The following is a 22655-nucleotide window of genomic DNA, read 5'->3' as shown; positions in this document are numbered from 1 at the left end:
GGTCCGCGCCCGACGAAGTGCGACCGAAGCGGGAAAAATGTCGCTGGGGCAGCACCTGATCGAACTGCGCAAACGCCTCTACCTGGCGGCGGCCGGTTTGTTCATCGGTGCTATAGCCGGATGGTTCCTTTCGGATTTCGTGTGGGATCAGTTGCGAGAACCGATTTATGCAATCATCAACGCACAGCATCGCAACGCACAGATCAACTACCCCGACATCACGAGTGCCTTCGACCTCAAGCTGAAGATTTCGCTTTACGTCGGGCTCATCGTGTCGAGCCCGGTATGGCTCTATCAGGTGTTCGCCTTCCTCGTTCCCGGGCTCACCCGAACCGAGAAGAAATACACCTTCGGATTCCTCTTCACGGCCATTCCCTTGTTTCTGGCCGGCTGCGCAGCGGGTTGGATTGTACTGCCGCACGTGGTCGAGCTCATGACGAGCTTCGCCCCCACCGAGGACTCCGCGTTCATCAACGCTCAGGGCTACTTTGACTTCGTGCTCAAACTCGTGGTGGCGATCGGCATCGCGTTCGTGCTGCCGGTCTTTATCGTGCTTCTCAACTTCGCCGGCGTCATCAGTGCCGCCTCGATCATCAAATCGTGGCGGATCGCCATCCTGGTCATTGTGCTCTTCACGGCGATCGCAACCCCGGCCGCCGACGTGGTGTCGATGTTCCTGCTGGCCATTCCCATGGTCATGTTGTACTTTGCCGCCTATGGCATCGCCTGGCTGCACGATCGGCGCGTAGCCAAAAAAGTGCTCGCGTTCGAAAAAGAACTTGCGCTCTAGCGCCGAAACTCGGATGCAGCAATTGTTAAGGACCTCGTGACGCACACGCAATCGCCGGCCGAACGGTACTCGTCCGCACGCACCCGGGCCGCCCAGCCCATGCTGCAGGACTTCGAGGGCGGCCTCAAATTCGACCTCGATCTGTTTCAACGCGAGGCCTGCGCATGCCTGGAAGCGGGCAATAGCGTACTTGTGGCCGCACCGACCGGAGCCGGCAAGACGATCGTGGCCGAATTCGCGATCTACTTAGCGATGCGACAGTCCCGTGCGAAAGTCTTCTATACCGCGCCGATGAAAGCGCTCAGTAATCAGAAGTTCCAGGAATTCGTTGCCGAGTACGGCGCCGACCAGGTGGGATTGCTCACCGGTGACACCAACGTCAATCCGGGGGCACGCATCGTGGTCATGACGACCGAGGTGCTCCGGAACATGCTCTATGCCGACTCCGACCTGCTGACGAACCTCGCCTTCGTGGTTATGGACGAGGTGCACTACCTCGCGGACCGGTTTCGCGGAGCCGTATGGGAGGAAGTGATCATCCATCTTCCCCAGCCGGTGCGCATGGTCTCGCTCAGCGCGACGGTGTCGAACGCGGAAGAATTCGGAGACTGGTTGCAGGCCGTGCGCGGGGAGACCGACGTGATCGTGTCAGAGGAGCGTCCGGTCCCGCTCGAGCAACACGTGCTCGTCAAAAACAATATGCTCGACCTGTTCGATTCGACGGGCCTGGTCGGCACCCACCGAGTCAACCCCGAACTGGTTCGTTTGGCCCATGCCGGCGGGCGCTCGGCCGGCGGGCGCGGCCGAGGTTCCGGCCGGCAGAGCGGCGCCGTCGGGGGCTATCGGGAGCATGACACGCAGCGCCCGCAGTTCGATGCCGGTCGGATGGATCGTGGCGACATCGTGCGCATGCTCGACGGCAAGCATTTGCTGCCGGCCATCTTCTTCATCTTCAGTCGGGTCGGTTGCGACCAGGCCGTGCGGCAGGTTCTCCGCTCCGGGGTGCGTCTGACGCAGGAACACGAGCGCGAAGAAATTCGCCAGATCGTCGACGATCGGTGCCGTACCCTGCTCGACGAAGACCTCGGCGTGCTCGGCTACTTCGAGTGGCTGGACGGCCTCGAACGCGGTGTCGCCGCCCACCACGCCGGTCTGCTGCCGGCGTTCAAGGAGGTCGTGGAAGAGCTGTTCCAGAAGAAGCTCGTCAAGGCCGTGTTCGCGACCGAAACGCTTGCGCTCGGTATCAATATGCCGGCCCGCACGGTTGTTCTCGACAAGCTGGAGAAGTTCAACGGTGAGGCTCGGGTGCCGATCACACCCGGGGAGTACACGCAGCTGACCGGTCGGGCCGGGCGCCGCGGCATCGACACTCTCGGCCACTCGGTGATCCAGTGGGCGCAGGGACTCGACCCCCAGGCCGTTGCCTCGCTCGCTTCCCGGCGAACCTATCCGTTGAATTCGAGCTTCAAGCCGACCTACAACATGGCCGTCAACCTCATCGACCAGTTCGGTGTCGTGCGCACCCGGGGAGTCCTGGAATCGTCGTTCGCGCAGTTCCAAGCCGATCGCGCGGTCGTCGACCTGGCCCGCTCGGTGCGCCAGCAAGAGGAGTCCCTGGCCGGGTTCAAGACCAGCATGACCTGCCACCTGGGCAATTTCGAGGACTACTCGGCGATTCGTCGGCGTCTGACCGAGGTTGAACGCGAAGGTACCAAGGCCGATAATTCCTTACGCGGACAGCGCGACAAGCGTCAGCGGGAGGTAGCCAGCCTGCGCAAGCAGATGCGGGCGCACGGCTGCCACCACTGCCCCGACCGGGAGGCGCACTCCCGGTGGGCGGAACGCTGGTTCAAGCTCAAAGGCCAAAAGGATGCTCTCAACCAGCAAATCTCGCAGCGCACCGGAGCCATCGCCCGCGTTTTCGACCGGGTGACCGATGTTCTGCTCGGCTACGGGTACCTCGAATCCGACGCCAACGGCGCCATCGCGCTCAGCGAGAGCGGACGCATCCTGCGCCGCATCTACGCGGAACGGGACCTGCTCGTCGCCGAGTCCCTGCGCCGCGGGCTGTGGAACGAACTCGATGCCGCGAGCCTGGCAGCGATGGCCTGCGCGCTCGTCTTCGAGCCGCGCCGGGAAGAAGGACTCATCGATGCCCGCTACCTGCCCAAGGGTGCCTTCCGGCCCGCCCTCGACGAGACGCAAGACCTGTGGAGCCGTATCGACGACCTCGAACGCGACCACAAACTACCCGGCAGTAATCCGCTTGCAGTGGGCCTCAGCCTGGCCATGTGGAAGTGGGCTCGCGGCGCGTCGTTGAGTGACGTGCTCTACGAGGCGGAGATGGCCGCCGGCGATTTCGTGCGCTGGACCAAGCAGACCATCGACCTGCTCGACCAACTCTCCATCGCCGGCGATGCACACGTCGGACCGACCGCCCGTTCAGCCATGGACGCCATCCGCCGCGGCATCGTCGCGTACTCCTCGGTAGCCTGAACCGGCCATGTGGGGGAGTGAGCGAGCGTTCAGCCTGCCGTTGTGGGCATCCGTTCTCGTCGCTGCGGGCGCCGGCGCGATCCTCGACGCCGGTTTTCCCGATCGTGACTGGTGGTTTCTCGCACCCGTGGGCGTCGCGCTCATGCTCCTGGCTCTGCTCGGCCGCAGCCTGGGCACCGGGTTGCTCGTAGGCCTGGTGGCCGGACTGTCGTTCTGGCTGATCCACATCTTCTGGATCACGCTGTACCTCGGCCTCGTGCCATGGTTCGCGCTCGGCGGGTTGCAGAGCCTGTTCTTCTCGGCCGGACTCGGCTTCACCGCCGTCGTGCTGCGGCATGGTCAGCGTGTCTGGCCAGGCGTCTGGGGTCGGCTCGGAGTCGTGCCGGTGATTGTCGCCGGTCTGTGGACGGCGCGTGAAGCCATCAGCGCCGTCTGGCCCTACGGGGGGTTCGCCTGGGGCCGGATCGCGCTCTCGCAGTCGGAGAGCCCGTTCGCGCCACTCGTCGCGTGGGTGGGCTTGTCCGGCCTGAGCTTTCTCCTGGTCTGGCTGAGCGCCCTCGCCGTGCAGCTGTTCCGCGAGCCCGAGCTGGCTCGGGCCGTGCGCGTGGGCGTTGCCCTCGGCGCCGTCGCGCTCCTGCTCGCCATACCGGCCTGGCCGACCATTCAGAGCGGCACGACGCGCCTGGCCGCAGTGCAGGGCAATGCGGATGCCGGACTGTTCGCCGAGTACGCTCCCGGTCAGATTCTGCAGGACCACACCTCGGCTACCCTGCCGCTGCTTGACGAGACCGTCGATTTCGTGGTGTGGCCGGAGAACGCGAGCGACATCGACCCCACCCGATCGGCAGCCGCGGCACAGGTGCTCGACTACATCAGCACCGAAATGGATGCCCCCCTCATCACCGGCACCATCACCCGGCCTGAAGACACCTATTACAACAGCTCATTGCTCTGGAAGAGCGGGCAGGGAGCAGTCGACGTCTATGACAAGATCCATCCGGTGCCGTTCGCGGAATACATGCCGGATCGGGCTTTCTGGCGACCGTTCGCCCCAGACCTGATCGATCTGATCGGGCGCGACTACGGTATCGGTACCCGCGACAATATCTTCGACATCGACGGCGTGCTGGCCGGTATCGCGATCTGCTTCGACATCGCCGACGATCAGCTGGTGCACGAGATGATCGACGGAAACGCCGAGATCATCCTCGCCCAAACCAACAACGCCGATTTCGGCCACACCGACGAGAGTGTGCAACAACTCGCCATCGCCCGGCTGCGTGCGCTGGAAACCTCACGCACTGTGGTGAATATCTCCACCGTCGGGTCGAGCGCCATCATCACTCCTGACGGACAGACGCTGGACAGCCTGCCAACCTTTACAGCAGGTGCCATGGTGCAGACCGTGCCGCTCAGCGACACCCTCACGCCCGCCATGGTGGCCGGCCGCGTTGTGGAGTGGCTAGTTTCGGGGCTGGGCCTTGCCGGTCTGGCGCTCTGCAGTCCTGCCGCTCGGCGCCTGCGCCGCAGCTAGTCGTTCCCCGCTGACTGCCCTGTCGACGGACCTGTGTCGGAACGGCCGGGTTAACCAACGACGACCCCGCCACGAGGAGCGGGGTCGTGCGGCTGCGATCGGCTCTCAGGCGCCGATCTTTTGCTGGCCACCACGGCGCAGACGCAACACGGAGAGGCGCTCTTCGAGCAACTCTTCGAGTTCGTCCCTGGTGCGACGTTCCAACAACATGTCCCAGTGGGTTCGAGGAATCTTCTCGTCGGAGTGGTCGACGATCACCGGCAGGGAGTCGACGAGCCGGGTCGCCGTCCGTGCACAGTATTTGCATTCCCATTCGTCCGGAGCTTCAGCTTCGGCCGAAAAAATCATTACCGTCTCTCGCCCACAAGTCTCACACCGGTAGGTGTGCGGAACTCGGGGGGAGAAGGTGACGCCTTCTTCGCTCTGTAGGCTTTGTGCGCCCAATCTCATGCCACGCAAACTGCGGTCAGCCATAGTGTGGTCTCCTCTCGCTCGCGATCACAGATTCGATCACGCTTTCACAGTTCTAAACCATCAAGCTGGGTATTAACCTTCCCGGACCCCCCATTCTGGGAGGTAATTCTCAGGTTCGGCGGGTAAGGGCGGCGACAGCAAGATCCGTGCGGTCCGTGACCAATCCGTCGACACCGAGGTCGAGGAGTCTCATCATGTCGTGGGGGTCGTTGACGGTCCACACGTGAACCTCGACTCCTGCTCGGTGCATCATCGTGACGAATCGGGGCGTGACGATTCGAACGGGGCCGGCTCGTTCGGGAACCTGCACGGCGACACAGCCCTCGAGGACCCGGCGAACGAGGGCGGTCAGTCCTAAATTTGCCGCCGCTACAGCCCGACCCACGAGGGGTGCCGATGCCGACGAGACCACACCGGGCAGCAGGCTGACCACGCGTCGGCGGCGGTGCTCATTGAACGAGGTCACGAGGACCCGAGCGGTGGCTCGCTGGTCTTTGATCGCACGGGCAGCGGGTTCGGCGGCGGCATCCGTTTTGATATCGATATTGAACAAGGCGGCAGGAAACGCCTCGAGCGCATCCGCAAGGGCGGTGAAACCCTGCCCGTAGCCCAGATTGATGTGTCTCAACTCGGCCATGGTCAGCTGATCGATGCGCACGTCCCGGTCCAGGCTCGCCAGATCGGGATCGTGGCTGATGACGGCCACACCGTCGAGCGACACGTGCACGTCGGTCTCGAGGTGGGTGGCCCCGCCCGCGAGCGCCTTCACGAAGGCGAGCAGAGTGTTTTCCGGTGCCTCCTGTGCCAGCCCGCGGTGGGCGAATACCCGGGGCGACGGTGCGGTCAAGAACTCCGACTGCGCGCTTTCGCCCACCGGTTAGACCCGAGGCGAGGCGGATGCCGCCGGTGCAGCCCCTCCGGACGGTGCAGCCCCGGGGGACTGGGCCGCATTCGCACCGAACGCGCTGCCGATGCCCTTCATCGCTTCGGTCAATTCACTCGGCACAATCCACAACTTGTTGGCGCTGCCTTCGGCCAGTTTCGGCAGGGTGAGCAGGTACTGGTAGGCGAGCAATTTCGGGTCGGGATCGCCGTCGTGAATAGCCTTGAACACCGTGGTGATTGCTTCGGCTTCGCCCTGGGCGCGCAGAACGGCGGCTTTGGCGTCACCTTCGGCCTCGAGGATCGCCGCCTGGCGCGCGCCCTCAGCCGTGAGGATGGCTGACTGTTTGGTGCCCTCCGCAGTCAGGATGAGCGCGCGGCGGTCTCGCTCGGCCCGCATCTGCTTTTCCATTGAATCCTGGATGGAGTGGGGCGGTTCGATCGCCTTGAGTTCGACTCGGCCCACACGAATGCCCCATTTGCCGGTGGCCTCATCGAGCACGATGCGCAGCTGGCTGTTGATGTTGTCCCGGCTGGTCAGAGCCTCCTCGAGGTTCAGCCCGCCGACCACGTTCCGCAGGGTCGTAGTGGTGAGCTGCTCGACCGCACCGAGGTAGTTGTTGATCTCGTAGGTCGCGGCGCGGGCATCCGTCACCTGAAAATAGACGACGGTGTCAATGGAGACGACGAGGTTGTCCTCGGTGATCACCGGCTGCGGGGGGAACGATACGACCTGCTCACGAATATCGAGCAGCGGGCGCACCCGGTCAACGAAGGGCACGAGCAGATTGAGTCCGGGCAGCAGCGTCTTGTGATATTTACCGAGGCGTTCCACGACGCCGGCGTTGCCCTGCGGAATGATGCGAATGGCGCGTACGAGTATGACGATGACGAACACCGCCAGAACGGCGAGCAGGGCGATCACGAAGATCTGCCCGATGAAGGCTGCGGGATCAAGCATGGTTCTGGGTCCTTTCAGCGGAGAAGACGACGGCGGTGGAGCCCTCGATGAGATGCACGGTGACCAGCTGGCCTGGTTCCACGCTGGATCGGAAACCGATGCTGTCTCCACCGGGTGTCAGCAGCCGAGCCGTCCAGGTTTCGCCATTGGCGAGTTTCACGAGCCCGCCGGTCTCGGTGACGGTCGAGACGACCCGGCCGGTCATGCCGATCAGGGCATCGATGTTGCTTCGCGCCGGATCGCCGCCCTTCCGCAGGGCCCGCAACAGGAACGGGCGGATGGTCAGGAGTAGCAGAACCGACAGTCCGGCGGCAACCACGATCTGCAGCCACCAGTCCAGGCCGAGCAGATTGGCAGCGAGGCCTCCGAGACTGCCAATGGAAATCATGAGGAAGGTGAATTCCAGGCTCAGCAGTTCGATGGTGATGGCCACGAGAATAAACACGAGCCATAAAATCCAGAGATAGTCGGTCAGGTCGACCATGGGTGACACCTTCCCCAATCCGTTTCCCTTCGAAACTAGCAGGTGCCGACGACAACACGCCGGGGGAGCGACCGAGGCTTGTTGATAAGGTCGAAACCTGATGGGATGGCCGATCAGGCCAAACTTTGCCAGGAATAATCTGATCGAACTTAGAGGAGCACGCGTGACCAATCCACTTGCAGCAGGATCACTCGAGGGCAAGCGTGTACTCGTCACAGGCTCGTCCCGCGGCATCGGCGCCGACACTGTCGGCTATTTCGCGCAGGCCGGAGCCCGCGTGGTCATCAACTACCGCAATAAAGAGGCACGAGCCAACAAACTCGCCGACGCTATTCGCGCCGCTGGGGGAGAAGCCATCACCGCCGGCGCCGACCTGACCGATCCGGCATCGGTCACGGCGATGTTCGCGACCATTGAGGCGGAATACGGTGGCCTCGACATCCTCGTGATGAACGCTTCTGGCGGCATGGAAAGCGGTATGGCCGAGGACTACGCCATGACCCTCAACCGTGACGCGCAGGTGAACTTGCTCACCGAGGCCATTCCGCTGCTCGGCGACGACTCGCGAATTGTCTATGTCACCAGCCACCAGGCACACTTCATCAAGACCACCCCAACCATGCCGGAGTACGAGCCGGTCGCCCGCAGCAAGCGTGCAGGAGAGGACGCCCTGCGCGCCGTCATCCCGCAGCTGGAGGAGTCCGGGATCGGCTTCGTCGTCGTCTCTGGTGACATGATCGAGGGCACCATCACGGCGACTCTCCTTGAACGGTCCAACCCGGGCGCTCTGAGCGCCCGCAAGGAGGCCGCGGGGCGGCTGTATAACGTCAGCGAGTTCGCGGCGGAGGTCGTCCGGGCCGCGGTCGAACCGGTTCCGGTCGGCAACACCCGCCTCGTTGGCGACACGAGCGGCTTCGCCGGCGACTAGCCGGTGGTCGGCGCCGTGCCCGAATCGCGCAAAATGGAGTCATAGGAGAACCGATGCGCACGACAACGAAAACGGCCACCCCGTCAGCTGACCTCCAGATTGCCGACAGCCATGATCTGATCCGCGTGCAGGGCGCCAGGGAAAACAATCTCAAAGACGTCAGCGTGGAGATTCCCAAGCGACGACTGACCGTGTTCACCGGCGTGTCCGGGTCCGGCAAGAGTTCGCTCGTCTTCGGTACCATCGCCGCTGAATCCCAGCGCATGATCAACGAGACGTACAGCACATTCGTGCAGGGGTTCATGCCGGCCCTGGCCCGGCCGGACGTCGACGTGCTCGACGGGCTGACGACCGCGATCATCGTCGACCAGGAGCGGATGGGCGCCAACGCGCGTTCCACGGTCGGTACGGCGACCGATGCGAACGCGCTGCTGCGCATCCTTTTCAGTCGACTCGGCCAGCCGTACCTCGGCTCGCCGCAGGCCTATTCCTTCAACGTCGCGTCAATCAGCGGAGCGGGCGCTGTCTCGATCGAACGCGGGGGAGCGACCGTGAAGGAACGCCGCAGCTTCAGTATCACTGGAGGAATGTGTTCCCGCTGCGAAGGTCGGGGATCGGTCACCGACATCGACCTGACGGCGCTCTACGACGAGCGCAAATCCATCAACGAGGGCGCACTCACGATCCCCGGGTACAGCATGGACGGCTGGTTCGGTCGCATCTTCAACGGCTGTGGCTTCTTCGACGCGGACAAGCCGATCAGGGACTTCACCAAGAGGGAGCTGGCCGACCTCCTGCACAAGGAGCCAACAAAGATCAAAATCGAGGGCATCAACCTCACCTATGAGGGGCTGATTCCAAAAATCCAGAAATCGATGTTGAGCAAAGGCGTCGACACCCTGCAGCCGCACATTCGAGCGTTTGTCGAGCGGGCGGTTACATTCACGGTCTGCCCCGACTGCAACGGCACCCGACTCAACGAGGGAGCCCGATCGTCTAAAGTCCACGACGTGAGCATCGCGGATGCCTGCGCGATGCAGATCAGCGACCTCGCGGTCTGGGTGCGGGGGCTGGCTGAACCCTCCATCGCTCCGCTGCTCGCCTCCCTCCAGCACCTGCTGAACTCCTTCGTCGAGATCGGGTTGGGCTATCTGTCCCTCGACCGTTCCTCCGGCACCCTCTCCGGCGGCGAGTCGCAGCGAACCAAGATGATCCGCCACCTCGGTTCCTCGCTCACCGACGTCACCTACGTCTTCGACGAGCCGACCATCGGGCTGCACCCCCACGACATCCAGCGGATGAACACCCTCCTGGTCCAGTTGCGCGACAAGGGCAACACGGTCCTCGTCGTGGAACACAAGCCGGAGATGATCATGATCGCCGACCACGTCATTGACTTGGGCCCTGGCGCCGGCAGTGACGGTGGCAGCATTGTGTTCGAGGGGTCCCTCGCTGGTCTTCGATCAAGCGGTACGCTGACCGGGCGGCACCTGGACGACCGTGCCGCCGTGAAACCGACGGTGCGCACACCGTCGGGGATCCTTCAGGTGCGCGGCGCCGACGCCCACAACCTGCAGCACGTCGATGTCGACATTCCGCTCGGCGTGCTGGCCGTACTCACCGGTGTGGCCGGCTCCGGCAAGAGCTCACTGATCCGGGGCTCCGTTTCGGGTCGGGACGGCGTGGTGACGGTAGATCAGGGCGCGATCAAGGGCTCCAGACGCAGCAACCCGGCGACCTACACGGGAATGCTCGAGCCCATCCGCAAGGCTTTCGCCAAGGCCAACGGGGTCAAACCTGCCCTGTTCAGTTCCAACTCAGAAGGGGCCTGCCCCAACTGCAACGGTGCCGGCGTCATCTATACCGACTTGGGGATGATGGCGGGCGTAGCCATACGCTGCGAGGTGTGTGAGGGAAAACGATTCCAGGCATCCGTTTTGGAATTCCGGCTCGGTGGTCATGATATCAGCGAGGTGCTGGCGATGTCTGTGACCGACGCCCACGAATTTTTTGGTGCGGGGGAGGCGCGCATTCCTGCCGCCCACGCCGTGCTGGGCCGACTCGTCGACGTCGGGCTCGGTTATCTCAGCCTCGGCCAGCCGCTGCCGACACTGTCCGGTGGCGAACGGCAACGCCTCAAGCTCGCCACCAACATGGCCGAGAAGGGCGATGTCTACATTCTGGACGAACCGACCGCCGGTCTCCACCTGGCCGACGTGGAGAATCTGCTCGGCCTGCTCGATCGGATCGTGGATTCTGGAAAATCGGTCATTGTGATCGAGCATCACCAGGCTGTCATGGCGCACGCTGACTGGATCATCGATCTGGGCCCTGGGGCGGGTCACGACGGCGGCCGGATCGTCTTCGAGGGCACGCCCGCCGAGCTGGTGGTCGCTCGTTCGACGCTTACGGGTGAACATCTGGCCGCTTACGTCGGTGCGGCGGCTGGCGGCAGAACCGGGGTCGAACCGCTCGGTCGCTGACCGGTCGGTGCACCGCACCAGTCAAGCACATAGGGCCCCCTTCCCAGCCCCATACGACGCGACCGATAATGCACATTATGTCAACAAGGTGACATTCAGGTCCTCGGTTGTCCGACAGCGCAGATCGATCAGTGTCTCCCCGACCAACGTTCAATCCGCTGTTGAGGGTTCGGTCTCGCTTCGCCGCGACGGTTCTCCGGATAGCCCGGTGTTTCCACCGCGACGAGGGGTGCGCGCCCGAGGCCCTCGCCCGGAACTGCTGCCGCTCCCCTGCCCGCCCGCAGCGACAGGGCTGCCAGCCCGAGTGCCTCGCTGGTTCCGGCGGTGACAATGATGTCGTCGGCCGTGCACACCACCCCGCGCGCGTGCCGCCGAGAGGTGCGCCCGATGACTCGTCGGGAACTCGCCGCGACGATCGTCTTGCGTATTCCGCTGCATGAGGTGAGCCTCAAGGTGCGAACCGGGCCGCCGAGTGAGAGCGTCGACGACGGCGAAGACCGCACTGTCTGGGCCGGCGTGCTACCAATGACTACGACGTGGGAGCCACTAGAAGCGTCACCGCTCACCCAGAGGCGATCGCCGTGCCGACCTCGGTCCAGCGCCAGTGCGCTGGGAACGCAGCACTTCGCCAAGTCGCAGGGACACAGTAGGCACACTGGACGCAGTAGCCGCGCGGATCGCAAATCCGTCAGGACTGCGTTCGGTGAATCACCATGCCGAACTCATTCACCGGTTCAAATGCGTCGCGATCCCACGCTCCGGGGTGGGTAACCGGACAGTTGACCACAGTGTTCCGGGTCGAATGATCGATACTGTGCTCGCCCATCGCATGGCCGCAAATCGGGCACGCCGGTAGGTCCGTCGCGGCCCGCTCGTCCGAACCGTTTGAGGTGTTCCTGTCCTGAATCATGCCCTCACGATACGCCGGATTGGACAAAAAGGCACGCAACTGCTATAACGCTTCGCCTCGACAGGGGGTCGGGACGGCTACGCCTCGCCGAAGCCTGATTTCAGCAGGTCTGCGAGGGCCGTGATCGCCGGCCCGGCTGTCGGATCGGTCGAGGCGAGCCGCACCGTGCTCCCCTTGGCCAGCCCGAGCGACATAATGCTCAACAGGCTCCGCGCATCCGTTCCGTTCACCGTGATGGGAACCGGGAACGTGCTCGCCAGGTTGACGAACTGGGCGGCTGGCCGGGCATGAAGGCCCTCCCTGTTGGTGAGGATCACCGTGCGTGAGATCGCACCGGAATCCGCCGAATCGGTGTGCGGCGGGGTGTCGTCTCGCGGTGTCCGGGTGGTCGTGTCGTGACCTCCAGCGGGAGATGGGTTAGGGCTGAGCGGCTGCAGCGCTGTCCGCGCGGCTGCCGCGACGGCGTTCAGCCCTCCCCCGGTTTCCGCGGCCACCGCCGCGGCCACCCCGCCCTCGACGAGCGGAGCATCGACGATCCGAACCTCGAGCTGCGCCGCCTCGTCGAGAAAATCGCGTGCCGTTTCCGCCGTCAGAATAGCCGAACCGAGATCACAAAGAATCACGACTCCTCCGCCGGCATCTGCCGCTGTGATCGCGTTGCTGATCTTGTCGAAGCTGGTGCCGATCCCGCCGGAATCCGTCCCCCCAGCAGCAATGAGCTGGGTGGTCGGCGCCATCTGCCGCGCGAGTTCGACCAACCCCGTCGCTATCTTCTCGCTGTGGGACACAAAAACGATTCCCACGCGCTGAGCGGATGCCGACGCCATCAGGCCCGGCCCACATCGGCGGCGGCCCGAAGCAGCAGCGAGGTCGACTGGGCACCGGGATCGCGGTGGCCGATCGCTCGCTCCCCGAGGTAACTCGCCCGACCCTTACGTGCGATCAGCGGTTCCGTGGCCTGCGCACCGGATGCTGCGGCATCCGCTGCGATCAGCAGTACCTCGTCCACGGCCGATCCGGCCGCCTGCGCTGCTGCCGCCGCGTTGACCGCGGGCGTCCAGGCGTCGATCATGGTCTTGTCACCCTCCTCGGCTTTGCCGCGCAGCACGATGCCGTCACGCGCCGCGGTCAGCAGAGCGACGAGTGCGGCCGCGTCGAGGCACCTTGCCGACCCGACGGCTCCGGCTGCTTTGAGAAATGCCGTACCGTACAGCGGCCCGGCGGCGCCTCCCACGGTTGAGATGAGAGTGGTGGCGACGAGCTTGAGCACCGCGCCGGGGGTGGACTCGTCGACCAGATCGTTCAGCTTGGACAGGACTGCCTGAAATCCTCGATCCATGTTCTCACCGTGATCGCCGTCGCCGATGTCCCGGTCAAGGGTGTTGAGCGCGGCACGTTCGGCGGCGAGCACCTCGGCACTGCGCCGAATCCAGCCAACGGTCCAGGCGGCGTCGAGCGTGAGCGAGGCCGTACCGGGCGCTCTGTCGCCCAGATCTGCGTCAGCGTTGGCCGTGTCTGATTGTTCTTCGGGGGTCATCGACTCTCCTTCTACCGTCCCCACCGTAGCGCCGCTGTCTGCACCGGGGCATCCCACAAGCTGGTGAGTTCCTCATCGAGCTTGAGAACGGAAATGGAGGTGCCGGCCATTTCGAGACTTGTCGTGTAGTTGCCAACGAGACTGCGGGTGACGGTGATTCCCTTCTCCGCGAGCACTTCGGCGGCGCGGCGAAACACGATGTACAGCTCAACCTGAGGTGTTCCGCCCATGCCGTTGACAAATAGGAGTACAGCGTCGCCAGCAACAAAGGGCAGGTCGTCGAGTATGGGAGCCAGCAGTCGGTCGACGATGGCATCGGCCGGTTCGAGCTTGATACGCTCCCGCCCTGGCTCGCCGTGAATTCCAATACCGATCTCGATCTCGTCGTCAGCGAGCACGAAGCTCGGCTCCCCCGCGTGCGGCACCACACAGGGGGTCAGCGCGACGCCCATGGTGCGCACACGAGAGTTCACTTTCTCCGCGACGGCGACGACGGCAGCCAGATCATCGCCGCGTTCAGCGGCAGCCCCGGTGATCTTCTCCACCAGCACCGTTCCGGCCACGCCGCGGCGCCCCGCAGTGTACAGCGAGTCCTTGACCGCCACATCGTCGTTGATGATGACGGCGCGCACCTCGATACCTTCAGCGGATGCGAGATCGGCCGCGGTCTCAAAGTTCAAGACGTCCCCGGTGTAGTTCTTCACGAGGTGCAGCACCCCGGCGCCGCCATCGACGACCTGGGTCGCCGCGAGGATCGGGTCGGGTGTCGGCGACGTGAACACGGCTCCCGGTACGGCGGCATCCAGCATTCCGTACCCGACGAACCCGCCGTGGAGTGGCTCATGACCGCTTCCACCGCCGCTGACAATGCCCACTTTGCCGTGCACGGGGGCATCGCTGCGTGCGATGAAGATCGGGTCGTGCGAGACGCGCACGATATCGCCGTGCGCTGCTTCGAATCCGGCGACGGCCTCGATGACGACGTTCTTGGGATCGTTGATGAGCTTCTTCATGACCATCCATTCACTCGGTAATGCCACGGTTCGAATAGGGAGCTGACGGTGCGGGCGACACTGCCCAAGATGCCATTTTCCCACGGTCAACATACGCGCTTCGCGCGTACGCGGTAAGGGACGGGAAGCAACTCCACCAGCCCATTCCCCTCGATCACACCCCGCGCTATGTTGTTTGCCAACCGCTCGCCGCAGAGGGGCAGCTTCGGCATCCCCGGCCTGATCAGAAAGGTTCTCGTGGAAAATATCGGAGCTGTATTCGTCTCGGAGCTCGTTGGAACTGCCATGCTGGTCCTCTTGGGCACCGGCGTGGTCGCCAACGTCGCCTTGGCCAAGAACAAGGGCCTCGGGGGCGGTTTCCTCATGGTGACCATCGGCTGGGGCTTCGCCGTCTTCGCAGGCGTCATGGTCGCCTACCGTTCGGGTGGACACCTCAATCCCGCCGTCACCCTGGGGCTCGTCGCCCACGGTGACTCGACATTCGGAAACCTGGAGGTTCCGGTCAACGCGGTCTCCGTGCTCACCTACATCGGCGCACAGATGATCGGAGCCGTGCTCGGCGCCGTGGCCTGCTGGCTCGCCTACAAGCAACACTTCGACGCCGAGCCGGATCCGGCGAACAAGCTCGGTGTCTTCTCGACCGGGCCGGCCATCCGCTCGTACGGCTGGAACCTCGTGACCGAAATCATCGGCACCTTCGTGCTGGTCTTCGTCGTCATAGCGTTCGGCAGGCAGGGCGAAGCCAGCGGTCTTGCCGCCCTCGGGCCACTCCCCGTTGCACTGCTCGTGATCGTCATCGGTACGTCGCTCGGCGGCCCGACCGGGTACGCCATCAACCCTGCCCGAGACCTCGGTCCACGGATCGCGCACTTCATCCTGCCGATCAAAGGCAAGGGCGGCTCCGACTGGGCCTACTCCTGGGTCCCCGTCGTCGGCCCCGTCATCGGCGGTCTGCTGGCCGGGTGGGCTGCGCTGCTTCTCCTGCCCCTGCTGACCTCCTAACCCGAACGAACGGGCCGGTTCCCCAGCGGACCGGTCCGTTGTCGTGCACACAACATGACGTCTGAACGATTCAAGAAAAGGACACCCACCAATGACTGATTACATTCTCGCCATCGATCAGGGAACCACCAGTTCCCGCGCCATCATCTTCGACAAGGCCGGCTCGATCGTGTCGACCGGGCAGCTCGAACACGAGCAGATTTTTCCGCAGGCCGGCTGGGTCGAGCACAACCCGAAAGAGATCTGGGACAACACCCGTGAAGTGATCGGGCAGGCTCTGTCCAAGGCCAATCTCACCCGGCACGATATCCAAGCCATCGGCATCACCAACCAACGCGAAACGGCTGTGGTCTGGGATAGGACAACCGGTGTTCCCGTCTACAACGCCATCGTCTGGCAGGATACCCGCACGCAGCCGATCGTCGATCGTCTCGCCGCCGACGGAGGCGTCGAACGTTTCAAGAAGAAGGTCGGGCTACCGCTGGCCACCTATTTCTCCGGGACCAAAATCGTCTGGATCCTCGAAAACGTTGAGGGCGCCAGGGCGAAAGCGGATGCCGGCGACCTGCTCTTCGGAACAACGGACTCCTGGGTGCTGTGGAACCTGACCGGCGGAGTGGACGGCGGAGTGCACGCCACCGACGTGACCAACGCGAGCCGCACCTTGTTCATGGACCTGGAGTCCCTGCAATGGGACGACGAGATCCTCGCCATTTTCGACGTGCCGAAGTCGATGCTGCCGTCGATCCGCTCATCGTCTGAGGTCTACGGCACCGCGCACACCTCGAGCCTGCTCCGCGAGGTGCCGGTGGCAGGAATTCTCGGCGACCAGCAGGCCGCGACGTTCGGTCAGGCGGCGTTCGACCAGGGCGAAGCCAAGAACACCTACGGCACGGGAAACTTTCTGATCTTCAATACCGGAACCGAGATCGTGCACTCCAAGAACGGCCTCCTGACTACCCTGGGGTACAAACTCGGGGACGCCGCTCCGCATTACGCCCTGGAGGGTTCCATCGCCGTCACCGGGGCTTTGGTGCAGTGGATGCGCGACAACCTCGGCATGATCAGCTCGGCCGCTGAGATTGAAAGCCTGGCGAAAACCGTCGACGACAACGGCGGAGCCTACTTCGTGCCGGCCTTTTCGGGGCTGTTCGCCCCCTACTGGCGTTCCGACGCCCGCGGCGCGCTGGTCGGACTCACCCGGTTCGTGAACAAGGGACATATAGCCCGCGCGGCACTGGAGGCGACGGCGTTCCAGACTCGAGAGGTGATCGATGCGGTCAACGCCGACTCCGGCGTTCCCCTCACCGAGATCAAGGTTGACGGCGGCATGATCGCGAACAATCTGCTCATGCAGTTCCAGGCCGACATCCTGGGTGTTCCCGTGGTGCGACCGGTCGTCGCCGAGACAACCGCGTTAGGCGCCGCTTACGCCGCGGGCCTTGCGGTCGGCTTCTGGAGCGGTCTCGACGAACTGCGCACCAACTGGCAGGAAGACAGCCGGTGGACGCCCAAGATGGACGAGGCCGAACGCAACCGCCAGTTGCGCAACTGGAAGAAGGCGGTCACGAAAACCTTCGGCTGGGTCGACGAGGACGTTCTGTAGGGCGCCGATTCGCCGCATCATCCTGCGGCGATCACTACATGCGGCGACCCGGAATCACACCTGGGTCGCCGCAATCCACGCCGCCAGCTTGGATGTCGCGGCACCGGAGTCGACTGCATCGGCAGCGACGGCCATCTTGTCGCGAAATCTGTCGAGAATGGCCACCTGCATCTGTGAGTAGTCGTTGGCCAGGTCGAAGGCGACGAGCCCGGCGGCGGCGTTGAGCAACACGATGTCGCGAATAGGACCAGGCTCGCCGGAAAGAACGGAGTGCACGACCTCCGCATTATGTTGCGGCGTGCCGCCCACCAGATCGCTGATCTGCGCGCGCTTGATGCCCAAATCTCTGGGGTCGATGTCGTGCTCGGTCACCAAACCGCGGGACACCTCCCAAACGTGACTGTGCCCGGTCGTGGTCAGTTCGTCGAGCCCGTCATCGCCGCGAAAGACCAGGGCCGTCGCGCCGCGGGTCTGGAACACGCCCACGAAGAGCGGAACCCGGTCAAGGTTGGCCACCCCGACAGCGGATGCCTCCGGCCGCGCCGGATTGCACAGCGGTCCGAGGTAGTTGAACACGGTCGGGATCCCCAACTCTTTGCGGGTGAGGGCCGCATGGCGAAATCCGGGATGGAATGCCGCCGCATACGCGAACGTGATCCCTGTCTCCTTGAACACTTGCGCCACGCGCGTCGCATCCCGGGACAGGTCGATCCCCAATTCACCGAGCACGTCCGAAGACCCGGAGGCCGAGCTGGCGGCACGGTTACCGTGCTTGACAATTGGCACACCGGCTGCCGCGCACACGATCGACGCCATCGTGGAAATATTCACCGTACCGAACCGGTCACCACCGGTTCCGACGATGTCGAGGGCCATTGGGTCAACCGGAAGCGCGACGGCCTGCTCGAGGATCGCATCCCGGAATCCGACAATCTCGTCGACGGTTTCGCCCTTGGCGCGAAGCGCGACTAAGAACGCCCCTAACTGGGATGGGGAGGCCTCACCGAGCATGATCCGTTCCATGCTCCAGGCGGCATCCGCAACACTCAGGTCACGTCCGTCGAGAAGGGAATTTAATATGTTTGGCCAAGACTGCGATTCGAGCATGGTCCTGATCTTAGGAGAACGGGCCCAACTCCCCCGAATTCACGGCATTCGCATGCCGAAATTGCCTACCCGTAGCAGGCGCTAACCCGCACTTGGACGCCAGATTGAGAAAAACCTGTGGGAATATCGGCCATAATGGACGGGTGACCAGCACCTCAATTACTCAGACGGCGAGTGCGCCCGTCGTGAACCGGCCCAACAGCGTGGCTGTAGGCACCATTGTGTGGTTGGGCAGCGAGGTGATGTTTTTCGCGGGGCTCTTCGCAATCTACTTCACGCTCCGTTCAACCTCCCCCGAGCTATGGCTGTTCGAGGCCGATAAGCACAACTTCACCTTCGCGTTGATCAATACGCTGATCCTGGTGTCGTCTTCGGTGACCTGCCAGTTCGGCGTGTTTGCTGCCGAACGACTGCAGGCGCGCTCGACCGGCTGGAAGCCGAGCGAGTGGGGAATGGTTGAGTGGTTCTTCCTCACCTACGCCCTCGGTGCCATCTTCGTCACCGGCCAGGTGTTCGAATATGCCACCCTGGTGTCAGAAGGGATTTCGCTCACCTCCAACGCCTACGGTTCAGCCTTCTACATCACGACCGGTTTCCACGGCATTCACGTAACGGCCGGGCTCCTCGCCTTCCTTCTTGTGATTGGGCGCGGATTCGCGGTCAAGAACTTCGGCCACAAGGAAGCCACCAGCGCCATTGTGGTTTCCTACTACTGGCACTTTGTCGACGTCGTCTGGATCGGGCTCTTCCTGGTCGTCTACGTTCTTAAATAGAAGTTCATACTTAGAAACGGGAGCGGACTACTTCAGCATGACCACGATCAAACCCCCTCGCGCACGCCGGGCACGCAAAGCCGGACGTCGCCATCCTCTTGCCAGCGTCGCACTCATCGCCATCGGGTTGCTCTTCACGGGAGGCGCCTACGCAGCTTTCAGTACCAGCACCGCCATTGCAACGACTGATGCGTCTTCACAGCAGACCATCGCCCAGGGTGAAAAGCTTTTCGCGGCGAACTGCGCCACCTGCCACGGACTCAGTGCGCAGGGATCGTCAGAAGGTCCCAGCCTCATCGGAGTCGGCGCGGCCTCGGTGGACTTTCAAGTCGGCACCGGTCGCATGCCGATGCAGATGCAGGGCCCGCAGGCGCAGAAGAAGCCCGTGCAATTCACGGCAGAGCAGACCGCTGCTCTCGCCGCGTACGTCGCCTCCCTCGCTCCCGGCCCGGCCATTCCTGCGGCTGAACTTCTCGACGGTGCGGGCGACTCGGCCAATGGTGCTGAGCTGTTCCGCATCAACTGCGCCATGTGCCACAACGTCGCCGGTGCCGGTGGCGCGCTGACCGAGGGCAAGTTCGCCCCCGCGATTGAGAACGTCTCTGCCCAGCACATCTACGAGGCCATGATCACCGGCCCGCAGAACATGCCGGTCTTCAACGACATGAATATCTCACCCGAAGACAAGCGCGACATCATCACCTACCTCAAGTACGTCGAGGACAACCCGTCTCCGGGCGGACTGGCTCTCGGTTCTCTGGGGCCGGTGGCGGAAGGCCTCTTCATCTGGATCTTCGGACTGGGCGCAATCGTTGCCCTCACCGTGTGGATCACCGCAAAATCAAACTAAGCATCGGTATCCGGTGTTGACGCGGCCTTCGATTCCAATCGAATGCCGCACAGCACCAGAGTGCAGAGTATTTACACAGCCCACAAAGGAGAACAATGGCCAAGGACGATAACGGCGCGGAGCACGTAACCGCCGCCGACTCGCCTGGCGCGCAGCTCGCGACATCCGCCGCAAGCACAGCCGTCGTTACACGGGATGCCCTGGTCAATCCAGGGTTCCCGCCGCACCGTCCGCGCATCACCGACCTTGACCACAAGGAAGAGCGCAAGGCTGAGCGGGCCGTTTACACGCTGTTCTACGTCTCCATCGTGGGTAGCGTTTTTGCCATTGCGGCCTACATGGCCTTTCCTATCGTGGCCGAAGATCCCGGTTCTGTTCGACTGAACAACCTCTTCATCGGCCTTGGCCTCAGCCTCGCGCTCCTCGCCATCGGTATCGGCGCCGTGCACTGGGGCAAGGCCCTCATGAGCGATCATGAAGGTGTCGACGAACGTCACCCCGTGCGTGGAACCGAGCCAGTTCGGGCCCGCGCCGTGGAGATCTTCCAGCAGGCCAATGAAGAATCAGGCTTCGGTCGCCGTACGCTCATTCGGAACAGCCTGATCGGCGCCCTCGTCGTCTTTCCGCTGCCGGCCGTCGTACTTTTTCGTGGCCTTGGCCCGATGGACCAGGATCCGGTCGCTCTTCTCAACGAGACCATGTGGAAGAAGGGCGTTCGCCTCACCATGGACCCCAGTGGCACCCCGATCAAGGCAGCGGATGTCACTCTCGGATCGTCGTTCCACGTCATTCCTGAGGGCCTGGCCGAAATGGGCCACGGTCGTCTGGAAGAAAAGGCAAAAGCAGCCGTTCTGCTCATTCGGATGGATCCGGAGGACCTCGTCGAAGAAGAGGACCGCAAGTCCTGGTCGTACGACGGAATTGTCGCCTATTCCAAAATCTGTACCCACGTTGGGTGCCCGGTCGCGCTGTACGAACAGCACACGCACCACCTGCTTTGCCCGTGCCACCAGTCCCAGTTCGACGTTGAGAACCACTGCAAGGTCATCTTCGGACCGGCCAAACGGGCACTACCCCAGCTCCCAATCGCCGTGGATGCTGAGGGCTACCTGATCGCTCAGAGCGATTTCACTGAACCAGTCGGCCCGAGTTACTGGGAGCGAGCATGACAACATTAACCACCCGCGAATCCACTGAGGATCCAGCTGTCGGGGTGAAGAAATCCGGAGGCTTCACCGCTTCCGCTGCCAATTACATTGACGAACGCACCAGTATTTCTGGTGCTGTCAAGGAACTTGGTCGCAAGATCTTCCCCGATCACTGGTCCTTCCTCCTCGGCGAGGTGGCACTGTACAGCTTCGTCATCATTTTGCTGTCCGGATCCTTCCTGACCTTCTTCTTCCAGGCTTCTATGGCCGAGGTCGTCTACGAAGGCTCGTATGCACCGCTCAAGGGCATTCCGATGTCGGCCGCGATGTCCTCGACCATGGACATCTCGTTCGACATTCGCGGTGGCCTGCTCATGCGTCAGGTTCACCACTGGGCTGCCTTGCTCTTCGTTGCAGCCATCGGTCTGCACATGCTCCGCATCTATTTCACCGGCGCGTTCCGCAAGCCGCGCGAGCTCAACTGGGTTATCGGCTTCGTTCTTTTCATCCTGGCCATGGCTGAAGGCTTCACCGGCTACTCCCTTCCCGACGACCTGCTTTCCGGAAACGGCCTGCGCATCATTGATGGACTCATCAAGGGCATCCCGGTCGTGGGAACCTGGGTTTCGTTCCTGCTGTTCGGCGGAGAATTCCCCGGCACGGACATCGTCGGACGGCTCTACTCGCTGCACATCCTGTTGCTGCCGGCCATTATCGTCGCCTTGATCGCCATGCACCTCTTGTTCGTCGTCGTGCACAAGCACACCCAGTACCCGGCCGCCGGACACACCAACCAGAACGTGGTCGGCTACCCGGTGCTCCCGGTCTACGCCGCGAAGGCCGGTGGGTTCTTTTTCATCGTTTTCGGTGTCGTCATGCTCATCGCGTCGTTCTTTACGATCAACCCGATCTGGAATTACGGACCCTACGACCCCTCACCGGTGTCGGCAGGAACCCAGCCCGACTGGTACATCGGCTTTGCCGACGGCGCCATGCGGCTCATCCCGACCGGGTGGGAATTCGTTTGGCTGAACCACACCTACTCGCTCAACATCCTCGTGGTTTTGATCGTGGTCGGTTTGTTCATCGTGACCGTCATGATCTACCCGTTCATCGAAGCGTGGATCACCGGCGACAAGCGTGAACACCACGTGCTCGATCGTCCGCGGAACGCACCGACCCGCACCGCGATCGGCGCAGCCGGCGTGACATTCTATGCGTCGCTGTGGGCCGCCGCTTCATCGGACATCATGGCCACGCACTTCCACCTCACCATGGAGGGCGTCATCCACACCCTCCAGGCGACCACACTGCTCGGCCCGTTCCTCGCTTTCTTGATAACCAAGCGCGTCTGCCTGGCGTTGCAGAAGAAGGACCGCGAAATCGTCTTGCACGGTTACGAGTCCGGCCGCATCGTACGGCTTCCCGGCGGCGAATTCGTCGAGGTGCACCAGCCCGTCGACGAGTACGAGCGTTGGAAGCTGGTCAGCTACAGTGACTTCAAGCCGCTCATGCTGCGACCGAACGCTCAGGGCAAGATTGGTGCGACCGAGAAGGTTCGTGCCGGCCTGTCCCGCTGGTTCTTTGAAGACCGGATCACCCCGGTGACTCAGGCAGAACTAGATCATGCCCACGGCGACCACCCCGCGGAGATCACCGACAAGTAGCAAGAACCAA

At 63.2% G+C, this 22655-nt stretch carries 19 protein-coding genes; 11 read left to right on the top strand and 8 right to left on the bottom strand.

All coding sequences use genetic code 11. The features are described from left to right. Window positions 1-37: 37 nt before the first annotated feature. Genes tatC through lnt form a run of 3 tightly spaced genes read left to right on the top strand, consistent with a single transcriptional unit; the run spans window position 38 to window position 4820 of the window. Window positions 38-790, top strand: a complete 753-nt coding sequence (gene tatC / locus E3O25_RS01095) for a twin-arginine translocase subunit TatC (protein WP_134360251.1) — start codon at window positions 38-40, stop codon at window positions 788-790. Window positions 791-826: 36 nt separating this feature from the next. Then, a complete protein-coding gene (locus E3O25_RS01090; RefSeq protein WP_241988462.1) occupies window positions 827-3286 on the top strand; it encodes an RNA helicase in 2460 nt (819 codons plus the stop codon). Window positions 3287-3293: 7 nt separating this feature from the next. Beyond that, complete coding sequence (gene lnt / locus E3O25_RS01085; protein WP_134360250.1) at window positions 3294-4820, top strand: apolipoprotein N-acyltransferase; 1527 nt, start codon at window positions 3294-3296, stop codon at window positions 4818-4820. Window positions 4821-4925: 105 nt separating this feature from the next. Here the strand turns inward: lnt and E3O25_RS01080 are convergent, their stop codons facing one another. From E3O25_RS01080 to E3O25_RS01065, 4 genes are all read right to left on the bottom strand, one after another. Beyond that, on the bottom strand, window positions 4926-5294 hold the full coding sequence (locus E3O25_RS01080) for an RNA polymerase-binding protein RbpA (RefSeq protein WP_092107959.1): 369 nt from the start codon (window positions 5292-5294) through the stop codon (window positions 4926-4928). 109 nt (window positions 5295-5403) lie between these two features. Beyond that, the gene (locus tag E3O25_RS01075; protein WP_092108176.1) at window positions 5404-6141 is read right to left on the bottom strand and encodes a glycerophosphodiester phosphodiesterase family protein; all 738 of its coding nucleotides are present in this window, start codon (window positions 6139-6141) and stop codon (window positions 5404-5406) included. A gap of 30 nt (window positions 6142-6171) precedes the next feature. Next, a complete protein-coding gene (locus E3O25_RS01070) occupies window positions 6172-7137 on the bottom strand; it encodes an SPFH domain-containing protein (RefSeq protein WP_092107961.1) in 966 nt (321 codons plus the stop codon). Further along, window positions 7130-7621, bottom strand: coding sequence for an NfeD family protein (locus tag E3O25_RS01065; protein WP_092107963.1), 492 nt, complete (start codon window positions 7619-7621; stop codon window positions 7130-7132). The genes E3O25_RS01070 and E3O25_RS01065 overlap by 8 nt, the downstream gene beginning before the upstream one ends. Window positions 7622-7784: 163 nt before the next feature. Between E3O25_RS01065 and E3O25_RS01060 the strand changes: the two genes are divergently transcribed. Both E3O25_RS01060 and E3O25_RS01055 read left to right on the top strand, forming a co-directional pair. Continuing rightward, complete coding sequence (locus tag E3O25_RS01060) at window positions 7785-8549, top strand: SDR family oxidoreductase (protein WP_092107965.1); 765 nt, start codon at window positions 7785-7787, stop codon at window positions 8547-8549. 53 nt (window positions 8550-8602) lie between these two features. After that, entirely contained in the window at window positions 8603-11032 is a 2430-nt protein-coding gene (locus E3O25_RS01055; protein ID WP_134360249.1) for an excinuclease ABC subunit UvrA, read from the top strand. 987 nt (window positions 11033-12019) lie between these two features. On the opposite strand, the gene dhaM is transcribed toward E3O25_RS01055, so the two are convergent. From dhaM to dhaK, 3 genes are read right to left on the bottom strand one after another with little or no spacing between them, the layout of a single operon-like run. Then, complete coding sequence (dhaM, locus tag E3O25_RS01050) at window positions 12020-12745, bottom strand: dihydroxyacetone kinase phosphoryl donor subunit DhaM (protein ID WP_241983847.1); 726 nt, start codon at window positions 12743-12745, stop codon at window positions 12020-12022. Window positions 12746-12768: 23 nt separating this feature from the next. Beyond that, window positions 12769-13479 (bottom strand): dihydroxyacetone kinase subunit DhaL, encoded by a 711-nt coding sequence (gene dhaL, locus E3O25_RS01045; RefSeq protein ID WP_092107969.1) that lies wholly within the window; start codon window positions 13477-13479, stop codon window positions 12769-12771. Window positions 13480-13490: 11 nt separating this feature from the next. Continuing rightward, window positions 13491-14492 carry a dihydroxyacetone kinase subunit DhaK gene (gene dhaK, locus E3O25_RS01040; protein WP_092108178.1) on the bottom strand — a complete coding sequence of 334 codons (1002 nt, stop codon included), beginning with the start codon at window positions 14490-14492 and terminating at the stop codon, window positions 13491-13493. Window positions 14493-14729: 237 nt separating this feature from the next. Here dhaK and E3O25_RS01035 point away from each other — a divergent pair, with 237 nt between their 5' ends. Beyond that, window positions 14730-15494 (top strand): MIP/aquaporin family protein, encoded by a 765-nt coding sequence (locus tag E3O25_RS01035; RefSeq protein ID WP_255576012.1) that lies wholly within the window; start codon window positions 14730-14732, stop codon window positions 15492-15494. 91 nt (window positions 15495-15585) lie between these two features. Next, window positions 15586-17100 (top strand): glycerol kinase GlpK, encoded by a 1515-nt coding sequence (gene glpK / locus E3O25_RS01030; protein ID WP_134360248.1) that lies wholly within the window; start codon window positions 15586-15588, stop codon window positions 17098-17100. Window positions 17101-17154: 54 nt separating this feature from the next. Here glpK and trpD read toward each other — a convergent pair whose 3' ends face one another. Further along, on the bottom strand, window positions 17155-18207 hold the full coding sequence (gene trpD, locus E3O25_RS01025) for an anthranilate phosphoribosyltransferase (RefSeq protein ID WP_134360247.1): 1053 nt from the start codon (window positions 18205-18207) through the stop codon (window positions 17155-17157). A 143-nt stretch (window positions 18208-18350) separates the two neighbouring features. On the opposite strand from trpD, the gene E3O25_RS01020 reads away from it, so the two are divergent. The 4 genes from E3O25_RS01020 to E3O25_RS01005 all read left to right on the top strand — a co-directional run bounded on the left by E3O25_RS01020 (window position 18351) and on the right by E3O25_RS01005 (window position 22645). Further along, a complete protein-coding gene (locus E3O25_RS01020) occupies window positions 18351-18980 on the top strand; it encodes a heme-copper oxidase subunit III (protein ID WP_241983849.1) in 630 nt (209 codons plus the stop codon). 37 nt (window positions 18981-19017) lie between these two features. Next, window positions 19018-19830, top strand: coding sequence for a cytochrome c (locus E3O25_RS01015; RefSeq protein WP_092107977.1), 813 nt, complete (start codon window positions 19018-19020; stop codon window positions 19828-19830). Window positions 19831-19925: 95 nt separating this feature from the next. Then, window positions 19926-20999 (top strand): ubiquinol-cytochrome c reductase iron-sulfur subunit, encoded by a 1074-nt coding sequence (locus E3O25_RS01010; RefSeq protein WP_134360246.1) that lies wholly within the window; start codon window positions 19926-19928, stop codon window positions 20997-20999. Beyond that, the gene (locus tag E3O25_RS01005; protein ID WP_092107981.1) at window positions 20996-22645 is read left to right on the top strand and encodes a ubiquinol-cytochrome c reductase cytochrome b subunit; all 1650 of its coding nucleotides are present in this window, start codon (window positions 20996-20998) and stop codon (window positions 22643-22645) included. Before E3O25_RS01010 ends, E3O25_RS01005 begins: the two co-directional genes overlap by 4 nt. Window positions 22646-22655 lie beyond the last annotated feature (10 nt).

The organism is Cryobacterium sp. TMT1-3, from assembly GCF_004402315.1.
Lineage (GTDB): Bacteria > Actinomycetota > Actinomycetes > Actinomycetales > Microbacteriaceae > Cryobacterium > Cryobacterium luteum.
The sequence above is the reverse complement of the archived record's forward strand: the minus strand, read 5'-3'. Positions and strand labels throughout refer to the sequence as shown.